The sequence below is a fragment of the Mesorhizobium loti genome (genome assembly GCA_014189435.1).
GTDB classification, from domain to species: Bacteria; Pseudomonadota; Alphaproteobacteria; order Rhizobiales; family Rhizobiaceae; genus Mesorhizobium; species Mesorhizobium loti_G.
The window spans coordinates 6223703-6240718 of sequence record CP050293.1 but is presented as its reverse complement, the minus strand read 5'-3'; the positions used below and the strand labels follow the sequence as shown (position 1 = coordinate 6240718).

Sequence of the window (17016 nt, the reverse complement as noted above, 5' to 3'; positions counted from 1 at the left end):
CAAGAATAGGCCTGTCGCGCCGGTCGGTCAAAGCGGCGTCCCGCCGCGAGGCGGAACGCCGCAGCGCCCTGCCAATATGACGCATGCGTGGCGCCGTGCCGGAACGACTGTCGAGAACTGTCAGCAGCGGCGCTGACTTGCGGTTGCATGCACCGACATTCGGCCTATATCAGGGGACCTCTTTCAAGCAGCCGTTTTCATCCATGCCCTCCATTCTCTCCATTTCTGGGGTCTCCAAGACCTACGCCACCGGTTTTACAGCGCTCAAGGAGGTCAACCTCGACATCCAGCGCGGTGAGATCTTTGCGCTGCTTGGGCCCAACGGCGCCGGCAAGACGACGCTGATCTCGATCGTCTGCGGCATCGTCAACCGCTCGTCGGGCACCGTCACCGTCGACGGCCACGACATCAACAAGGATTACCGCGCCGCGCGCAGCCTGATCGGGCTGGTGCCGCAGGAACTGACCATCGATGCCTTCGAGAGCGTCTGGGCGACGGTCAACTACAGCCGTGGCCTGTTCGGCAAACCGGCCAACCCGGCCTTCGTCGAGAAGGTGCTGCGCGACCTGTCGCTGTGGGACAAGAAGGACGCCAAGGCGATCACGCTCTCCGGCGGCATGAAGCGCCGGCTGATGATCGCCAAGGCATTGTCGCACGAGCCGCGCATCCTGTTCCTCGACGAGCCGACCGCCGGCGTCGACGTCGAGCTGCGCCAGGACATGTGGGCGATGGTGCGCCGGCTGCGCGAGGACGGCGTCACCATCATCCTCACCACCCACTACATCGAGGAAGCCGAGGCGATGGCCGACCGCGTCGGCGTCATCAACCGCGGCGAGATCATCCTGGTCGAGAACAAGGCCGAACTGATGCGCAAGCTCGGCCGCAAGCGGCTGGTGCTGGAACTGCGCAATCCGCTGACGGCCATTCCCGAGGCGTTCTCGCGCTACGCGCTGGAGCTGTCGCCGGATGGCGGACAGCTGACCTACACCTATGACAACCAGGCCGAGCGGCCAGGCGTCGCCTCGCTCATCCGCGATCTCGAGGCCGGCGGCATCCAGTTCCGAGACATCGACACGCAAAACAGCTCGCTCGAGGAGATCTTCGTCAATCTGGTGAGGAGAGAGCCATGAACCTGCGCGCGGTATGGGCGATCTACCGGATGGAGATGGCGCGGGCCTTCCGCACCGTGCTGCAGAGCATCGTCTCGCCGGTCATCTCGACATCGCTGTATTTCGTCGTCTTCGGCTCGGCCATCGGCTCGCGCATCACCGAGATCGACGGCATCAGCTACGGCGCCTTCATCGTGCCGGGGCTGATCATGCTGTCGCTGTTGACGCAGTCGATCTCCAATGCCTCCTTTGCCATCTATTTCCCGAAATTCGTCGGCTCGATCTACGAGCTTCTGTCGGCGCCGGTCTCCTATCTGGAGATCGTCATCGCCTATGTCGGCGGCGCGGCGACAAAGTCGATCATCCTCGGCCTGATCATCCTGGCCACAGCCTCGCTGTTCGTGCCGCTCACCATCCTGCACCCGTTCTGGATGCTCGCCTTCCTGGTGCTGACGGCGGTGACCTTCAGCCTGTTCGGCTTCATAATCGGCATCTGGGCGAAGAGCTTTGAGCAGCTGCAGCTGGTGCCGCTCTTGATCATCACGCCGCTGACCTTCCTCGGCGGCAGCTTCTACTCGATCAACATGCTGCCCGGGATCTGGCGCACGGTGACGCTGTTCAATCCGGTCGTCTATTTGATCAGCGGCTTCCGCTGGAGCTTCTACGGCAAATCCGACGTCTCGGTCGGCGTCAGCCTTGGCATGACCGTCGTCTTCCTGCTGGTCTGCATAACCATCGTCGCCTGGATATTCAGGACAGGTTACCGGCTAAGGAACTGACGGCTTCGCAAAACTTGGGTTCCTCGCCCCACAACGTGGGGAGAGGTGGCCCGGCAAAGCCGGGACGGAGAGGGGCCTTCGCGGCGGCTGAGAAAGTCCTTGTTGAAAGCGCCCGATGGCTTCGTGTCGAGGCCAGCCTCGCGCCCCTGTCCTCACCGTGTTTTGGCTTCGCGAATGGCGTCCCCCTCTCCGTCCCGGCTACGCCGGGCCACCTCTCCCCGCATCCGCGGGGGCGAGGAACCCAGGTCCTGCGACCGACCTCAAATTGCCTTGACCAGCCGCAGCAACCCAAGCATCTCGACATACGTCCCCTCGCGGAAGGCGATGTAGACCGGCTCCTCGACACCGTGGAAACGGCGTTTGAACGCCGCCTGGCCCTGCAGGTTGAACCTGCGGCGGTTGACCCAGGGCGAGTCATAGGCGCGCTGGAAGGTGTTGCGCCAGAAGTCGCTTTCGGCAAAGCCGCTCGGCCCGATGTCGACGAGCGGCGACAGGCCGAGCGTGACCACCGAGACGCCCTCTTCGCGAAAACGGTCGACGGCGAATTTGGTCAGGCCGATCTCGGCATGCGGCGAGGCATCGATGTGCTTGCGCTTGAAGGCGGTGGTGTAGCCGATGACCTTGCCGTCGGCAAACAACGGGTCGAAGTCGAGTAGCGCGACCAGCTCGCCCCAGGGGCCGTGCAGCACGAAACGGCGCATGGCGGTGCCGAGCTGATCTGCGAACGGCCGGTTGAGAAAGCCCATCTCCCAGCGCTTGACGATGCGGTCGCCGCGCCAGTTCTCGGAGAGCCGGGCGATCTCGTCGAGGTGGATCGTGCGCTTGTCCTCTTCGAACGAAAAGCCCTTCTTCAACAGCCAGCGCTCGGAGTAGCGCACGGTTTCGTTGCGCTTTCCGGAAAAATCATGATCGGGCAGATTGAGACGGGTGTCGATGCCGAGACGATTGACCTTGTAGCCGAGCCCGGCCAGCACGCGTGCGGTTTCCTCGCCGATCTGCACGAACCACGGGCTGCCGGCGGTCTCGACGAAGCGTCTGATATAGTCGGGCCGCAGCATTGGAGCCGCCACCGGATCGCCGAGCGCGAAATGATGCTTCATCTTGGTGCCGAAGGCGATGTAGCCGTCGGCATCGCCGAAATAGGAAAGCTTGTTTTGAACGGCGGTGGAGTAGGCAAGCGAGAAGTCGCCATGGCGGCGAACAAGCGCCAGTCGTTCGACATGGGTCAGCGCCTGCCGCTCGACCTTGGGCGCGGCGGCCTCAAGGATGTTGTCGAAATAGATCCGCAAGGAGGGCATGGTCGAGATTCCGCGTGCCGCCTACAACGCCGCGCGTCCAAGACGCGCAAAGGTGCTGTAACACTTTGATTCTGCGCATGGCCGCGAAAATCGAACCCGATTTCGGGCATGCGCGTGGGGGATAACAGAGACCCGCCAGCCCCCCAGGGCCTCGAATCAATCACATTGCCGCGACCTGATTACCGTTGATATCGCGCATATGCCATATAGAGCGCAACCGCGGCCCGGCGTATGGCTCGAAAATCGTATGGCTCGAAAATCGGCAGCGGTTTGCGGGGATGGGTCCTGCGCGGGATCAAATGGTTACAGCGTCATGCGAGCCTTGCGGCAGGGCGGTCGAATGGGATTCAAGAGTGAATGACTGATACGACGATCAGATCGGTTGCGGACCTGCCGATAACGGTCGAGCCGGCGATCGTCGTTGGCGCCGGCGCTGCCGGACTGGCCGTCGCGCATGCCTTGATGAACGCCGGCGTGCCGACGGCGATCCTGGAAAAGGAAAGCCGGCTGGCCGAGCCCTGGCACAGGCGGCACAAGCAGCTGCATCTCAACACCCACCGAGATCTTTCTTCGCTGCCTGGTCTCGCCTATCCCCCGGGCACCCCCGCCTTTCCGCAAAGGATGGTCGTCATCCGCCACATGAATGATTTCAGGGATGAGAATCGGCTGCCGGTGCAGTTTGGCGTCGCTGTCGAAGAAGTCGCCTTCAAGGGCGATCATTGGGTGCTGCGGACCAGCGCCGGACCGCGCCTGGCCCGCAATGTCGTCATCGCCACCGGCCGCGACAGGCAGCCATTCACTCCTGAATGGAAAGGCATGACGGATTTCGGCGGCCGCATCATCCATTCGGCGGATTTCGGCGATGCGCAGGACTATGCGGGCCAGAAAGTGCTGGTTGTCGGCGCCGGCAATTCGGGCTTCGACGCACTCAATCATCTGGCCGGCATAGGCACGGCCGCCATCTGGCTGTCGGCCCGCAGCGGCCCCGCCATCCTGCCAAAGCGCATCGGCAAGATCGCCGTGCACCGGCTTTCGCCGTTCATGGCGCGCTTGCCGTTGCGGGTCGCCGATGTGGCGATCGCGGCAACGCAGCGCCTGGTCTTCGGCGACCTGACCAAATTCGGCATGCCGCCCGCACCCAAGGGCGGCGCCAGCCGCCTGACCTCTGACTACACCGCGATCGCCGCCGATGACGGTGCCGTCGACGCCATCAAGGCCGGCAAGATCACCGTCGTGCCGGCCATACGGGAATTCACCCGCGACGGCGTGATCCTGGCCAATGGCAGCCTGATCGATCCCGACATCGTCATTGCCGCGACAGGCTACCGCACCGGGCTGGAGCCCATGGTCGGCAAGCTTGGCGTGCTCGACGGCAAGGGCGTTCCGCTGTTCAATGGCGGGCAAGCCGATCCGAAATTGCCCGGCCTGTGGTTCACTGGCATGCGGCCAAGCATTCGCGGCTGCTTCGCCAATGCCGGCATCCTGGCGAAGGCGATCGTCAAACGGATCGCCGGCTCCGCCGACGTCTCCCACCAATCCGGTGCATTACGCTGACTTCGGCTCGAGTCGCCGGAAACCGACGGCTTCCATCAGCATCTCTTCTTCGACCATGCCGGCATTGTGCAGGGCGAGCAGGTTAAGCGCGATTTCGCGCGCACCGGTGGAATCGGGATGCGCTTCGCGCCGCCGGCAGGCCTCGTCGAACACGCGCTGCAGCTTGGCGATATCGGCTGGCTTGAGCAAGCCACGGTCATAGACGGACTTCGACATGGCGATCTCCTGAGAAAGACCTAGGGCGCCACGTTCAAATTGCCAATCTTTCCCGAGGCTTGAATGGATTCACCGATAGCTTCGTCATCCGGGGGCGGAGCAACGGGCGAAGCGACGCGGCGCAGACCCCAGGATCCATGCCGCGACTTCAAAGTGTAGCAGCGGTGCGGAATTCTGCTCCGCTGCCAGCGCCCGATATCAGACCGCGATCTTGCCGCCACCCTGTTTGGTGATGGCGACCACCGACGGCCGCACCGGCATGTCGGGCTTGAAGTCGGGCCAGCGTGTCGACAGATCCTCATAGTAGGACGGGCGGCCGAACGCCTCCCAGTCCTCGCCGCCGTCGCCCGGATGCTGGACGGCGACGAAGGCGGTCTGGTCATCGGGCGCGAACAGCGGACCGCACATTTCGGCGCCGATCGGCACGCGGAAGAACAGTTTCGAGGTTGCCCGCGCCGACCCTTCGGTGTCCACCGCCCACAGGCCGTCGGTGCGGCCGGTGGCTTTCGGCCCCTGTCCGTCGGTGGCGACCCACAGGCGACCGGCCGAATCGACCGCGCAATTGTCGGGCATGCCGAACCAGCCATTGGCCGTCGTTGCCGTCGAGAAGGTGGCGCCGACATCGGCCACCGAGGGATCGCCGCATTTCAGCAGCACTTCCCACTTGCCCTTGGCGGCAGCGAAATCGCCGCCGTCCTCCGATATCTCGATGATGTGGCCGAAGGCGTTTTCGGCGCGCGGGTTGGCGGCGTCGACCTGGTCGGCCTTGCGCTTCGAATTGTTGGTCAGCATGACATAGACCTTGCCGTTGACACCATTGGGCTGGATGTCTTCCGGGCGATCCATCTTGGTGGCGCCGAGCAGGTCGGCGGCGCGGCGCGTCTCGATCAGCACGTCGGCCTGCCCAGCGAAGCCGTTTTCAGCCGTCAGCGGCCCCTGGCCGAAGACAATCGGCAGCCATTCGACCGTGCCGTCTTCGGCGAATCTGGCGACATGCAGCGTGCCGTCGTCGAGCAGGTCCTTGTTGGCGGCATGGTCGTTCGGATTGAACGCGGCTTTGGTGACGAACTTGTAGACATAGTCGAAGCGCTCGTCGTCGCCGAGATAGAAGACGACGCGGCCGTCCTTGGCGACGATCGATTCGGCGCCCTCATGCTTGAAGCGGCCCATGGCGGTGCGCTTCCTCGGCGTCGAGGTCGGGTCGTTGACGTCGACCTCGACGATCCAGCCGAAGCGGTTGGCCTCGTTGGGCTCCTTGCCGAGGTCGAAACGGTCGTAATGCGCCGCCCATTCATAGGCGCCTTCGGGAATGCCGAGGCGCTTGTAGTTGGCGGCTTCCTTGTGGCCCTCGGGCAGTTCGCCGGAGAAATAGCCGTGGATGTTTTCCTCGGCCATCACATAGGTGCCCCAGGGCGTAACGCCGCCGGCGCAGTTGTTGAACGTGCCGAAAACCTTGGTGCCGGACGGGTCGGCATTGGTCTTGACGCGGTCATGGCCGGCGACCGGACCGGACAGCGCCATTTCGGTGTTGGAGGTGATGCGGCGATTGAGCTTGCCGTCGCGCACCACCTGCCATTTGCCAGCGTCTTTGCGGATCTCGACGATGGTGCCGCCGTGGGCCGCCATCTCGACATCGACCTGCTCCTTCGACAGGGGCGCGACTTCGGCCGACTTCTTGCCGTCCTTTTCGACGATCTTCACGATGCCCGGGAACATCAGATGCGGGTTGGTGTATTCGTGGTTGACCACCAGCAGGCCATGTTCGGCCGAACCGTCGATCGGCAGATAGCCGACATAGTCGTTGTTGTAGCCGAATTGTTTCGCCTGGGCTTCGGCCGACTGTTTCGTTGGGTCGAAGTCCGGCGAATCGGCAAACAGCGGGTCGCCCCAGCGCAACAGCACATCGGCATCGTAGCCCGGCGCGACATGATGCTTGTCGTCGATGCCGGCCTCCAACTCGTCGAACACGAAGGCCGAACTTTCGGCGGCCCGGGCCTCGTCGGCGCTGATCAGCGCCAGCGGGCTGACGGTGGCGGCAATGGCCGAGACGGCCAGCGAGCCCTTGAGGAAGCCACGGCGCGAAAACCGCGCGGCGATGATCTCGCCCATGGTGCGGTTGTCGGTGGGGTTGGTGGCCGGGCCGTCGTTTTCCTCGAGCAGGCTGGTGCGGAATCGGGCGTCGGGGAAGCGATGTTCGGTCATTTGGGGCTTGCCTCTGGCTTTGGGGATGGCTGGAGCGTGTTGCCTGTTTAACCCCTTATATCCGGTCGATCACATCTTCGTGACATCCCAAACCGCTTTCAACCGCATTCCACGATCTCGGCAGCCGACCCTTCACGGTCGCGCAACGCGGGGGACCAAGGTCCCTGGTTAGACAAGCAAAGGTCCCTGTTGGCGCCGCATCGGTCGTAGGCCCCCTTATGCCAAGGCAGCCAGGTCGGCAATGGTCGGCGGCTTGCCAACGCCCGGCATCGGCCTGATGAAGAGGAGGACCGAGATGCGCGGATCGATCCCCGCCCGCTATCGGGGGCTGGCTTTGAGAGCGATATCGGCATTGGCGCTGGCCATCGCCCCCTGTCAACTCGCCTTCCACGGCTCCGCTCCCGGCATCGTTGCCGCAGCTGCGCACGCCAAGGATGGCGGAAATGGTGGCGGGGGTGGTGGTGGTGGTGGAAACGGTGGAAGTGGCGGCGGAAACAGCGGCAATTCCGGGCCCGGTGGCGGTAACAACGGCGCCGGTAATAATGGCGGAGCCAACAATTCCGGATCAGGCAACGGCGGAACCGGCCATCATGTCAATGCAGCCACCGGCGACAAGGTGGATGTGGACGGCAACAACATCGAGGTCGAGCATCCCGACGGCATCACGGAAGTGATCGAGAACGGTCGTTTCGAGATGAAGGATGCCCTCGGGCGCACGATCGTCGAACGTCCGGCGACGGCGGACGATTTCAGTCGCCTCGAGGCACTGTGAGGCAAGGCCAGCATGTAGCGGCCCGGCTTCACAAGTCACCTCCGCCGCCCCCGGCGGAGGTGACTTGATGTCCGGCGCCTGCCGTCGTCCGGCATCGGGAAAACCAGTCTCCCGTTCGGCGATGGCGGTCGTGGCGCCGTTCATGCAAAGCTAATATAGCACACACTTAGGACTTTAGTCCAACCTTGCGCTTGCAAAGGTCCTGGGGGACAACCGCAACGGTCGGAGGTCGCTTCCGGGAACCACGTCTTTCGGCGATGTTGGTTGTAATTACAACGTTGAGGGTGGGCGCGCCGGGCTCAATCGACGGGGATCAGCATGCACAGATCGGTCACGACCCGTTGTTGCCGGGTGGCGCTCAGCTCGGCCGCCGCGCTGGCGTTGACCATCGCTCCCTATCAGATTGCTCTCCATGGCTCCGCTCTCGGGAATCTATGCCGCCAGCGCACAGGCCGGCAAGGGCGGCGGCGGCAATGGCGGTGGTGGAGGCGGTAACGGTGGTGGTGGGGGCAATTCCGGTGGCGGTGGCGGAAATTCCGGTGGCGGCAACAGCGGCGGTAATAGCAGCGGCGGAAATAGCGGCAACAGCAACGGGAACGGCAACAGCGGTAATTCCGGCAAGTCGGGATCCAACAAGGGCAAGAGCGGCAACAGCGCGAGTCATGTCAATGCCGCGACCGGCGACAAGGTCGACGTGACAGGCAACAAGATCACGGTCCTGCATCCCAACGGCATCACGGAACAGCTCGAGAACGGCCGTTTCAGGATGGAGGATGCGCTCGGGCGCACGATCATCGACCGCCGGGCCACGCCGGCCGACGTCAGCCGCCTCAAGGCCTTGTGAAGCTTGCCAACAGGCAACGGCCGGCTTCACATGTCACCTCCGCCGCCCCCCGGCGGAGGTGACCTCGTTTCTAATGCATGTCGCTCAAAAGTGGCCCCGGTTTTGAGACAACGACATGCATGGAAAAAAGACCTAAAGCGCGGCGCATGAATCCGTTTCGACGCGACGCGCTTTGGGCCGGCGCCGCGCGATCTCCGGCATCGCGATGACTGAAGTCCCTGGAGCGGTTCAGCTTTGCCAGAAGCGCTGAACTGTTAAATATGGTTCCCGTCGCGGTCGCGTGCCTCACGCATCATCAAGGCTGCTTCGGTGCGGTTTCGCACATTGAGTTTCGACAGCACGCCGGTCATGTGATGCTTGACGGTCTTCTCCTGAAGCTCCAGCCGCAAGGCGACTTCCTTGTTGCTCAGCCCCTCAGCCACCAGCCGCAGGATTTCCGTCTGCCGCTCGGTGAGTTGCCGCAGCCTGTCCGCTATGCCGTTGGTGGGTTTCTGCGACTGGAGATCCGAAAGCAGCCGGGCCGACAGCGTCGGCGAAAGATAGCTCTCGCCAGCCGCCACGTTGCGCAGGATGTCGGCAAGCGCGCGCGATCCGATGCCTTTGAGGACATAGCCGCGCACCCCTTCGTTGAGCGCCTTGGTCACATCGGCATTGGCCTCCGAAACGGTCAGCATGACAATCTTCTGGGCGGGATGGCCGGCGAGGATGCCTGCAACCGCGGTCAGACCGCCGCCCGGCATGGAGATATCGAGCAACAATATGTCGGGCCGCACCGTCGAGGCGAGGCGTTCGGCATCCTGTGCCGTGGCGCCCTCGCCAACCATCTCGAAGCCTCCGATCTCCGACAGGCTGCGCGTCACACCTTCGCGAAAGAGGGGATGATCGTCGACAATGGCGATGCGAATGACATCAGTCATGCTTGCTCCTCAACCGATAGACGGATCACCAATCGCGTGCCTTGCGGCCCGGTCAAGGTTTCGAACTGGCCACCAATGCTTTCGACCCGCTCTCTGAGGCCGGCGAGCCCGAGGCCCTCGACCCGTGCCGGATCGAAGCCTGGCCCGGCGTCCGATACTTCAACACAAAGCCTGCCACCTTTCATCCCGGCACTCACCGCTTGATCCTTGCCTCGCCCGTGGCGGTAGGCGTTGTTCAGCCCTTCCTGCACGAAACGATAGATGCTGATCTTCTCGGAGGCGCCGGGCTCCGGCAACTGTCCGGCCAGCGTGAGTGTCACCGACGTTCCCGTCCTCAGCTCGTGTTCGTTGACGGCCAGCCGCAGAATTTCCGGTGCCGCCGCCGTCTCTATCTGCGGCAGGACGAGGCCGGTGCAGATGCCGCGTATTTCGCGCAGCGCATCCTCCAGCGTCTTGCGGATCATCGCGATCTCGGTCGAGCGGCTTTCGCCCGAATGACCGTCGCTGGAAAATATCGGACTGTCCATGCGCAGCGCCGCCAGGGCCACGAGTTGGGCCGGACCGTCATGGAGGTCGGCGCCGATACGGCGCAAATATCTTTCGTTGAGCGCGGTGGCGCGGCGGGAAGCCCGCTGCACACGCATTCGCAGGGCGCTGTTTTGCGTCACCAGACCCTGCAGCTCCGACACCTGGCGGCGCAGCGCCCCGCGCTGATCGTCGATGGTGCGGCTGCCGCGCAGGACGATGCCCGACAGCAGCAGGAATGCCGCCAGGGTCGCGCCGGCCACAATCAGCCAGCTGGACCACAGAGCGGAAGCCAGGGTGGCCTGGAAGTCGTCGGCGATCTCGTAGAATTCGGTGACCGCCACCACCTCGCCGGACCACGGCTCGCGCACCGGATTGTAGATTTCCAGCAACGGCAAGCCGGAAGCCTTCTCCTTCTCCTCCTCTTCATCGTCATCGAACGTATTGAATTCGGCCACGACATTGCCTTTGAAGGCGGAACGCAGATTGTCGCTCGGACCGAAGCGGCGGCCGATCAGGGACGCGTCCTTCGCATAGAGAACCGTGCCGTCGCGGCGCCAGAGCACAAACGATTCGAGGCGCTTGCCGAGCGCGCCCTGGCCAAGTGTCTCGTCGAGCGCCCGCTTTACGGAGTCGCTGAGCTCCTGGTCCTTGCGCAGGTCGGGAAGCAGCGGCGCAATCACGCTGTCGACGTACAGCGCCGTCGTGGCGGCTGAATTGCGGATGACGCCTTCCCGGATCTGCGCTGTCACCCAGGCGCCCACCACCAGCATGACGGCCAGCAGGCCAAAGCCGCCGGCAACGACGAATTGCAGGGCAAGAGAAAGGTCGCTCCAGCGTCGCACCAGGTTTTGCAGAATGCGTATCATGAGCCCCTGACCGCCCCTGAATCGACAGACTGGGCGATACCAGCACATTGAGCTTCCGTCATGCCGTTGCCAAGACCTTCGTTTGATCGAGGTCGCTTGACGTCCCGGCGCGCTTCGGAAACAACGTCCGCGATACACGCGGCCGATGCCGCTTCGAGAGGGGACGGGACGTTGAGTTTTTCGGGATTGCTGCAGCTTGGCTTTTCGACGGTCATTTTCCTGCTGGCGGCGACGGCCGCCAAGCAATGGGGCCTGGCGCCGAGCCTGGGCAAGATCCTGCTGACGCTCGCGCTCTATTCGTTGGGCAATCTGATCATGCTGCGGTTGATCCGCGAGTTCGGCATGTCGGTGTCGTTCAGCCTCTCGGCCGTCATCCAGCTGGTCTCGGTGAATGTCGTAGCACTCGTGTTCTTCGGCGAGCGCGTCAACGCGCTGCAGGCGACCGGCATCATGCTGGCGATCGCCGCCGTGGCGCTGATCACGCTCGGACCCTATCTGCAAGGCCGGTTGTAACGGGCGAATTTGCCGATGAAGAACGCCGCCAACGCGCTGCTCAACCGGGTCGAATTCCCGGTGCTGCTGGCCGGCCTGGTCGTCGCCGGCGGCCTGTGGGGCTTCGAGGAGTTGATGGAGGTGGCGCGGGCCACCACACCGCACGCCTTCGACACCGAGATCCTGCTCGCCTTCCGTCAGCCGGGCCAGCCGGGGGTGCCGATCGGCCCGCTTTGGCTGGAGGGCGCGATGCGCGACATCACCAGCCTCGGCAGCGGCAGCGTGCTGGTGCTGATCGTCACGGCGGTAATCCTTTATCTCTTGCTTATCCGCAGGCCGGCGACCGCCTTTTTCATCTTCGTGGCGGTGGCCGGTGGCCAGGTGCTGTCGAGCCTGCTGAAAGCCGGCATCGACCGGCCGCGCCCCGAACTCGTCTCGCATCTCGTCAACGAAACGTCGCTGTCCTTTCCGAGCGGCCACGCCATGCTGTCGGCAGTGACCTATCTGACGCTCGGCGCGCTGGCAGCGCGCTTCCTGCCGGGGCGAACGACGAAGATCTATGTGCTGTCGCTGGCGGTGCTGACGACGCTGCTGGTCGGCATCAGCCGCATCTATCTCGGTGTGCACTGGCCGTCGGATGTGCTGGCCGGCTGGTGCGCCGGCTTCGTCTGGGCAATGCTTTGCTGGCTCACTGCCCAGGTGTGGCAGCGATGGCGCGGGCAGCCCCTGAACGGCGACAGCGAAACTGGAGATTAGATCAGCCGGTTGATCAGCCCGTGCCCGCAACCCGCCAACAGCAAAACCACCGACAGCAAGCATGCCGATGTCATGAAGGTCTTGAAAACAGTCAACCGCGTTATCTCCCACCCCAGATGGAACACCCTAGAGCAATTCCAGGAAAAGTGCGAAACGGTTTTCCCGGGAAAAGCGCATGGCGCTTTCCCTTGGGAATTGCGTCGATCAAAGAGCCAGAGCAATCCTCGGGAAGTATCTGAAAAAATGGTCGATCAGGTGACGCCGCTTACGTCTCAGACGTTCATATTGATGCTTGAAACATCACAATGATGGTATTATACGTTATTTCCGCAGACTCAGACGGGGGTTCCGGCCGATGATCACTGCCGCGCAGATGCGCGCCGCAAGGGCGTTGGCCGGCATCGATCAGAAGACGCTCGCCGAGCGCGCCGGCGTTTCGCTTCCGACCATCCAGCGGATGGAGGCGAGCGATGGCGTGGTCAGGGGCGTGGTCGACACGCTGATGAAGGTCATCCAGGCCCTTGACGAGGCCGGGGTGGAATTGATCGGCGAGAACCAGACCAGCGAGCGCGGCGGCCGGGGCGTGCGCCTCAAGCCTGTCGTGCCGCCAGATCCCAAGGCTGAGCCGGCATAAAGTCGCGACGGCGACCGCCGACAGTCCTGCCGACGATCCCGCCGCCTTCAGGGTACGGAAGGCAGTCCATGGATCAGACGCAGCGGGCAGTACATCAACCGGCCCATAAGTCGGCCCACAAGCCGACATTTTCCGAATTGTTCACGCCAAAGCTGGTGACGGTCTGGCGCGAGGGCTACACGCTCGCAAACTTCAAGGCGGACGCCATCGCCGGGCTGACGGTGGCCATCGTCGCGCTGCCATTGTCGATGGCGATCGCGATCGCCTCGGGCGTGACGCCTGAGCGCGGCCTCTACACCTCGATCGTCGGCGGGTTCATCATTTCAGCGCTCGGCGGCAGCCGCTTCCAGATCGGCGGCCCGGCCGGCGCCTTCATCGTGCTGGTGGCCGCGACGGCTGCCCGGGTCGGTGTCGACGGGCTGCTGCTGGCAACGATGATGGCAGGCGTCTTCCTGCTCGCCATCGGCTATCTCCGTCTCGGCACCTACATCAAGTTCATTCCCTATCCGGTGACGGTCGGCTTCACCGCCGGCATCGCCGTCATCATCTTTTCGGGACAGATCGTCGAACTGTTCGGGCTGAAGCTTGCCGGCAAGGAGCCGGGACCGCTGGTGCCGAAGTTGATCGCGGTCGGTGAGGCGGTCGGCACCATCAACCCGGCGGCGACCTTCGTGGCGGTGTTGACCATCGTCACCATCGCCTGCCTGAAGCGCTGGCGGCCGACATGGCCTGCCATGCTCATCGCCATCGGGCTGGCATCGCTGGCCGTGGCGCTTCTTGCGCTACCGGCGGAGACGATCGGCACCCGCTTTGGCGGGATCCCGCGCAGCCTGCAGATGCCCGCTTTTCCACCGATCAGCCTGGGCAGGATGATTGACGTGCTGCCGGACGCCATTGCCTTTGCCCTGCTCGGCGCGATCGAATCGCTTCTGTCGGCGGTGGTCGCCGACGGAATGACGGGCCGGCGGCATCGTTCCAACTGCGAACTGGTGGCGCAAGGCTTCGCCAACATCGCGTCCGCCCTGTTCGGCGGCATCTGCGCCACCGGCACCATCGCCCGCACCGCGACCAATGTGCGGGCCGGCGCCCACGGACCGGTTTCGGGCATCGTCCACTCCGCCATCCTGCTCGCGCTGATGCTGGTGGCGGCGCCGCTCGCCAGCTACATCCCGCTCGCCGCCCTTGCCGGCGTGCTGGCGGTCGTGTGTTGGAACATGTTCGAGAAACAGGCCTTCGCCACGTTGCTGCGCACGTCGCGCGGCGACGCGCTGGTGCTGATGGCGACCTTCCTGCTCGTCATCTTCCGCGACCTCACCGAAGGGATCGTCGTCGGCTTCGTGCTGGGGTCGATCCTGTTCATCGACCGCATGGCCAAGTCGATTGCGGTCGAGGTCGATCAGCCGCTGGTGCAGGAGGATGTCGCCGACAGCACCAACGCCTACGATTCCAGCGAGGCGACCGACGCCGATACTGTCGTCTACCGCATTTCGGGCGCCTTCTTCTTCGGCGCCGCGTCGACCGTCGGCACCGTGCTCGACCGCATCGCCGACCAGCGCAAGAACTTCATCCTCGACTGCTCGGCCGTACCGTTCTTCGATTCGACGGCGGCCAATGTCATCGAGGGCGCCGCCCACAAGGCGAAGCGCGCCGGTGTCCGCTTCATCATATCGGGTGCCGCGCCGCAGATACGGCGCATGCTGATCAACCACGGCGTCAAGCGTCCGCTGGTGACCTATGCCGCCTCGATCCGCGACGCACGGGCGCAACTGAAAGGGAAGCTGGAGGCGGAATAGCAGTCAAGATTTGCCGACCGGTGGCCACTTGGTACAAGGTGTCCGCCGGCTGAACGTCAACTTTTGACCCTGAGTTGACTCACACGCGGCGCGAAGTGAACGACCGCTTTGCGCTGCATCTCGGCCGTTGAGGTCGGCTTCGCAGCTTCCTGAAAGCGGACCTTGCCGGCGATTAGGCTGGAGGTCGCGGTTGCGCCAAAAACGGCCGATCAGCCGTCCTGCCGAAGCAGCCATTGCCTATGCCTACGGATCGCCGACTTGGCTTGAGATCGAGCAGGTGCTTTGCCACAGGCACCCCAATCGAGGCCCACGCGACGAGTTGGGATCAGTGACCCACCCCTGACATGACGCGGGATCGCTTGTACGGCGCCCTATGGCGATTTGTGCCGGGCCGACGCCACCCACGGTGCGGTCTTTGCGATCTCGGTGCGTTCCCGACTCACGATCGATGCGCCAGCCTGGCAGCGCTATTCCGGCAGCCCCGCCTTTCGCAAACCTTCTGCAAGCAGAGCCATATGGGCTGGGACGGCTGAAACGACGTCGGCGAGATTGGAAATTCGTTGGCCAGGATCGAGGGCGAGAATTCGGCTCACCACCTTTTGCGCGTCCTCGGTTCGGCCGGCGTGAGCATAGCTTGCAGCCGCATAGCGCAACGACCCCAAAAAGTCCGGCTTTTCCCGCAACGACCTTTCGGCCCAAGATGATGCCTCCTCAAATCGACCAGCGAAGAGATGAGCCACTGCAACCGCATTCTGCATATCGAACATGAGCGGGTCGACCGGGCTCATGCGTATCGCAGTCGCGAGGTGCTGGAGGGCGGTTTCCGCATCGCCGAGGTCGACTCTGACCCAGCCGCTGAATAGCCACGCAGTGGCCAGGTTCGGATTGAGCGCGAGCGCGCGATCAATGAACGCTGCCCCGCTATTGTTGTCGCCCACGACAAACGCGAGCGCGTGCCCGCCGAGTGAGAGCGCAACCGCGTCATCCCTGCCCAAATCCACTGCCTTCAGAGCCAGGCGTTCTGTCTCGACGGTTTCCTGCTCACGATCGGCCATCCAGCCGTTTGCCTTGCGCATGACGGCACACCACGCGGCCATGCCGTATGCCGAGGCGAATTCAGGGTCGAGTTCGATGGCCTTGTAAAACAACTGAAGGGCGTTTGCATTGGATTCCCTGGTCAACTGGTGGAGGCTTGCTATCCCGCGCAGATAATAGTCGTAAGCGTCAAGGTGCTCGGTCGGCTTGCGCTTGGCCCGCTCGATCTCTGCCTGTTCCAGCTTCGGAGCGATCGCTCCGACGACGCTCCGGGTCACGTCCTCCTGCAGGTCAAAAACGTCCTCCAGCCCGCCGTCGAAACGGTCGGCCCATAGATGTGCACCCGTTGCCGCATCGATAAGCTGCCCGGTGATGCGCACCCTGCTCGCCGCCTTGCGCACGCTCCCTTCAAGCACATAGCGCACACCAAGCTCGCGCCCGACCTGCTTGATGTCCACTGCCCGGCCCTTGTAGGTAAAGCTCGAGTTGCGCGCGATGACGAACAGCCAGCGCGTCCGGGACAGCGCGGTGATGATCTCCTCCACCATGCCGTCAGCGAAGTAGCCCTGCTCGGGGTCGCCACTGAGGTTGTCGAATGGCAAGACCGCGATGGACGGTTTTTCGGGAAGCGTCAGCCTCTCCCTTGTCGAGAATACCGAAGTTGGTTTTGCTCGACTGACCTGATAGGCGCGCACCGCCTCCACGATGTTGTGGACCTGATGGCTACCGAGGTCGGTGTAGGCATAGTCTAGTTTGCCCTTGACCTGCTCGTAGACGTTGCTCGCGACGCAGACGCCGCCAGGTTCTGCAAGCTTCTCGAGCCGCGCGGCGATGTTCACACCATCACCGTAGATTGTATCGTCCTCGGCAATCACGTCGCTCAAATTCACGCCCATACGGAAAGTCATGCGCTTGTCTTCGGGCAAACTTGCATTGTGAGCAGCCAATCCCTCCTGGGCTTCGACCGCACACTGCACCGCGTGGACTGCGCTGGCGAATTCGACAAGAAGGCTGTCGCCAGCGGAACCGACGATGCGTCCGTGGGACTCTGTGATCTTGGGCTCGATCACTTCGGCGCGAAGCCTCTTCAGCTGTGCAAGCGTGCCAACCTCGTCGGCTCCCATGAGGCGGCTGTAGCCGACGACGTCGGCAGCAAGGATTGCGGTGAGGCGTCGCTCCATGCTTGTGTCCTGCCTCTTCCATAAAGTCGAAGCTCCGGGC

At 63.5% G+C, this 17016-nt stretch carries 16 protein-coding genes; 10 read left to right on the top strand and 6 right to left on the bottom strand.

Annotated features, from left to right (window positions below):
• The first annotated feature begins 203 nt into the window (after positions 1-203).
• Both HB777_29905 and HB777_29900 read left to right on the top strand, forming a co-directional pair.
• Entirely contained in the window at positions 204-1130 is a 927-nt protein-coding gene (locus HB777_29905; GenBank protein ID QND67740.1) for an ABC transporter ATP-binding protein, read from the top strand.
• Entirely contained in the window at positions 1127-1888 is a 762-nt protein-coding gene (locus HB777_29900; protein QND67739.1) for an ABC transporter permease, read from the top strand. The genes HB777_29905 and HB777_29900 overlap by 4 nt, the downstream gene beginning before the upstream one ends.
• Positions 1889-2148: 260 nt before the next feature.
• Here the strand turns inward: HB777_29900 and HB777_29895 are convergent, their stop codons facing one another.
• Positions 2149-3186 carry a DUF2156 domain-containing protein gene (locus HB777_29895; GenBank protein ID QND67738.1) on the bottom strand — a complete coding sequence of 346 codons (1038 nt, stop codon included), beginning with the start codon at positions 3184-3186 and terminating at the stop codon, positions 2149-2151.
• A 357-nt stretch (positions 3187-3543) separates the two neighbouring features.
• On the opposite strand from HB777_29895, the gene HB777_29890 reads away from it, so the two are divergent.
• Complete coding sequence (locus HB777_29890) at positions 3544-4740, top strand: NAD(P)/FAD-dependent oxidoreductase (protein QND67737.1); 1197 nt, start codon at positions 3544-3546, stop codon at positions 4738-4740.
• Here the strand turns inward: HB777_29890 and HB777_29885 are convergent.
• Together HB777_29885 and HB777_29880 are read right to left on the bottom strand one after the other, a co-directional pair.
• Entirely contained in the window at positions 4732-4956 is a 225-nt protein-coding gene (locus HB777_29885; protein QND67736.1) for a hypothetical protein, read from the bottom strand. The two genes, HB777_29890 and HB777_29885, sit on opposite strands and share 9 nt — an antisense overlap.
• Before the next feature lie 198 nt (positions 4957-5154).
• On the bottom strand, positions 5155-7158 hold the full coding sequence (locus tag HB777_29880; GenBank protein ID QND67735.1) for a PhoX family phosphatase: 2004 nt from the start codon (positions 7156-7158) through the stop codon (positions 5155-5157).
• 295 nt (positions 7159-7453) lie between these two features.
• Here HB777_29880 and HB777_29875 point away from each other — a divergent pair, with 295 nt between their 5' ends.
• Both HB777_29875 and HB777_29870 read left to right on the top strand, forming a co-directional pair.
• Positions 7454-7930, top strand: coding sequence for a hypothetical protein (locus tag HB777_29875; GenBank protein QND68949.1), 477 nt, complete (start codon positions 7454-7456; stop codon positions 7928-7930).
• Positions 7931-8342: 412 nt separating this feature from the next.
• Entirely contained in the window at positions 8343-8774 is a 432-nt protein-coding gene (locus HB777_29870) for a hypothetical protein (protein QND67734.1), read from the top strand.
• Positions 8775-9028: 254 nt separating this feature from the next.
• Here HB777_29870 and HB777_29865 read toward each other — a convergent pair whose 3' ends face one another.
• Together HB777_29865 and HB777_29860 are read right to left on the bottom strand one after the other, a co-directional pair.
• On the bottom strand, positions 9029-9691 hold the full coding sequence (locus HB777_29865; protein ID QND67733.1) for a response regulator transcription factor: 663 nt from the start codon (positions 9689-9691) through the stop codon (positions 9029-9031).
• Positions 9688-11085 carry a sensor histidine kinase gene (locus tag HB777_29860; protein ID QND67732.1) on the bottom strand — a complete coding sequence of 466 codons (1398 nt, stop codon included), beginning with the start codon at positions 11083-11085 and terminating at the stop codon, positions 9688-9690. The genes HB777_29865 and HB777_29860 overlap by 4 nt, the downstream gene beginning before the upstream one ends.
• Positions 11086-11256: 171 nt before the next feature.
• Here HB777_29860 and HB777_29855 point away from each other — a divergent pair, with 171 nt between their 5' ends.
• The 5 genes from HB777_29855 to HB777_29835 all read left to right on the top strand — a co-directional run bounded on the left by HB777_29855 (position 11257) and on the right by HB777_29835 (position 14760).
• Positions 11257-11598 carry a hypothetical protein gene (locus HB777_29855; GenBank protein ID QND67731.1) on the top strand — a complete coding sequence of 114 codons (342 nt, stop codon included), beginning with the start codon at positions 11257-11259 and terminating at the stop codon, positions 11596-11598.
• A 15-nt stretch (positions 11599-11613) separates the two neighbouring features.
• Positions 11614-12333 (top strand): phosphatase PAP2 family protein, encoded by a 720-nt coding sequence (locus tag HB777_29850; protein QND67730.1) that lies wholly within the window; start codon positions 11614-11616, stop codon positions 12331-12333.
• Positions 12334-12342: 9 nt separating this feature from the next.
• Complete coding sequence (locus HB777_29845; protein QND67729.1) at positions 12343-12642, top strand: hypothetical protein; 300 nt, start codon at positions 12343-12345, stop codon at positions 12640-12642.
• Between the two features lie 46 nt (positions 12643-12688).
• Complete coding sequence (locus tag HB777_29840; protein QND67728.1) at positions 12689-12967, top strand: helix-turn-helix transcriptional regulator; 279 nt, start codon at positions 12689-12691, stop codon at positions 12965-12967.
• A 68-nt stretch (positions 12968-13035) separates the two neighbouring features.
• On the top strand, positions 13036-14760 hold the full coding sequence (locus tag HB777_29835; protein ID QND67727.1) for a SulP family inorganic anion transporter: 1725 nt from the start codon (positions 13036-13038) through the stop codon (positions 14758-14760).
• Positions 14761-15227: 467 nt separating this feature from the next.
• On the opposite strand, the gene HB777_29830 is transcribed toward HB777_29835, so the two are convergent.
• Positions 15228-16976, bottom strand: a complete 1749-nt coding sequence (locus HB777_29830; GenBank protein ID QND67726.1) for a tetratricopeptide repeat protein — start codon at positions 16974-16976, stop codon at positions 15228-15230.
• Positions 16977-17016 lie beyond the last annotated feature (40 nt).

What these genes read in the sequence shown, in the direction of transcription:
- HB777_29905 (QND67740.1), top strand. Translation starts at nt 204, where the DNA reads ATGCCCTCCATTCTCTCCATTTCTGGGGTCTCCAAGACCTACGCCACC.
- HB777_29870 (QND67734.1), top strand. Translation starts at nt 8,343, where the DNA reads ATGGCTCCGCTCTCGGGAATCTATGCCGCCAGCGCACAGGCCGGCAAG.
- HB777_29890 (QND67737.1), top strand. Translation starts at nt 3,544, where the DNA reads ATGACTGATACGACGATCAGATCGGTTGCGGACCTGCCGATAACGGTC.
- HB777_29875 (QND68949.1), top strand. Translation starts at nt 7,454, where the DNA reads ATGCGCGGATCGATCCCCGCCCGCTATCGGGGGCTGGCTTTGAGAGCG.
- HB777_29860 (QND67732.1), bottom strand. Translation starts at nt 11,085, where the DNA reads ATGATACGCATTCTGCAAAACCTGGTGCGACGCTGGAGCGACCTTTCT.
- HB777_29895 (QND67738.1), bottom strand. Translation starts at nt 3,186, where the DNA reads ATGCCCTCCTTGCGGATCTATTTCGACAACATCCTTGAGGCCGCCGCG.
- HB777_29865 (QND67733.1), bottom strand. Translation starts at nt 9,691, where the DNA reads ATGACTGATGTCATTCGCATCGCCATTGTCGACGATCATCCCCTCTTT.
- HB777_29835 (QND67727.1), top strand. Translation starts at nt 13,036, where the DNA reads ATGGATCAGACGCAGCGGGCAGTACATCAACCGGCCCATAAGTCGGCC.
- HB777_29850 (QND67730.1), top strand. Translation starts at nt 11,614, where the DNA reads ATGAAGAACGCCGCCAACGCGCTGCTCAACCGGGTCGAATTCCCGGTG.
- HB777_29880 (QND67735.1), bottom strand. Translation starts at nt 7,158, where the DNA reads ATGACCGAACATCGCTTCCCCGACGCCCGATTCCGCACCAGCCTGCTC.
- HB777_29885 (QND67736.1), bottom strand. Translation starts at nt 4,956, where the DNA reads ATGTCGAAGTCCGTCTATGACCGTGGCTTGCTCAAGCCAGCCGATATC.
- HB777_29830 (QND67726.1), bottom strand. Translation starts at nt 16,976, where the DNA reads ATGGAGCGACGCCTCACCGCAATCCTTGCTGCCGACGTCGTCGGCTAC.
- HB777_29840 (QND67728.1), top strand. Translation starts at nt 12,689, where the DNA reads ATGATCACTGCCGCGCAGATGCGCGCCGCAAGGGCGTTGGCCGGCATC.
- HB777_29900 (QND67739.1), top strand. Translation starts at nt 1,127, where the DNA reads ATGAACCTGCGCGCGGTATGGGCGATCTACCGGATGGAGATGGCGCGG.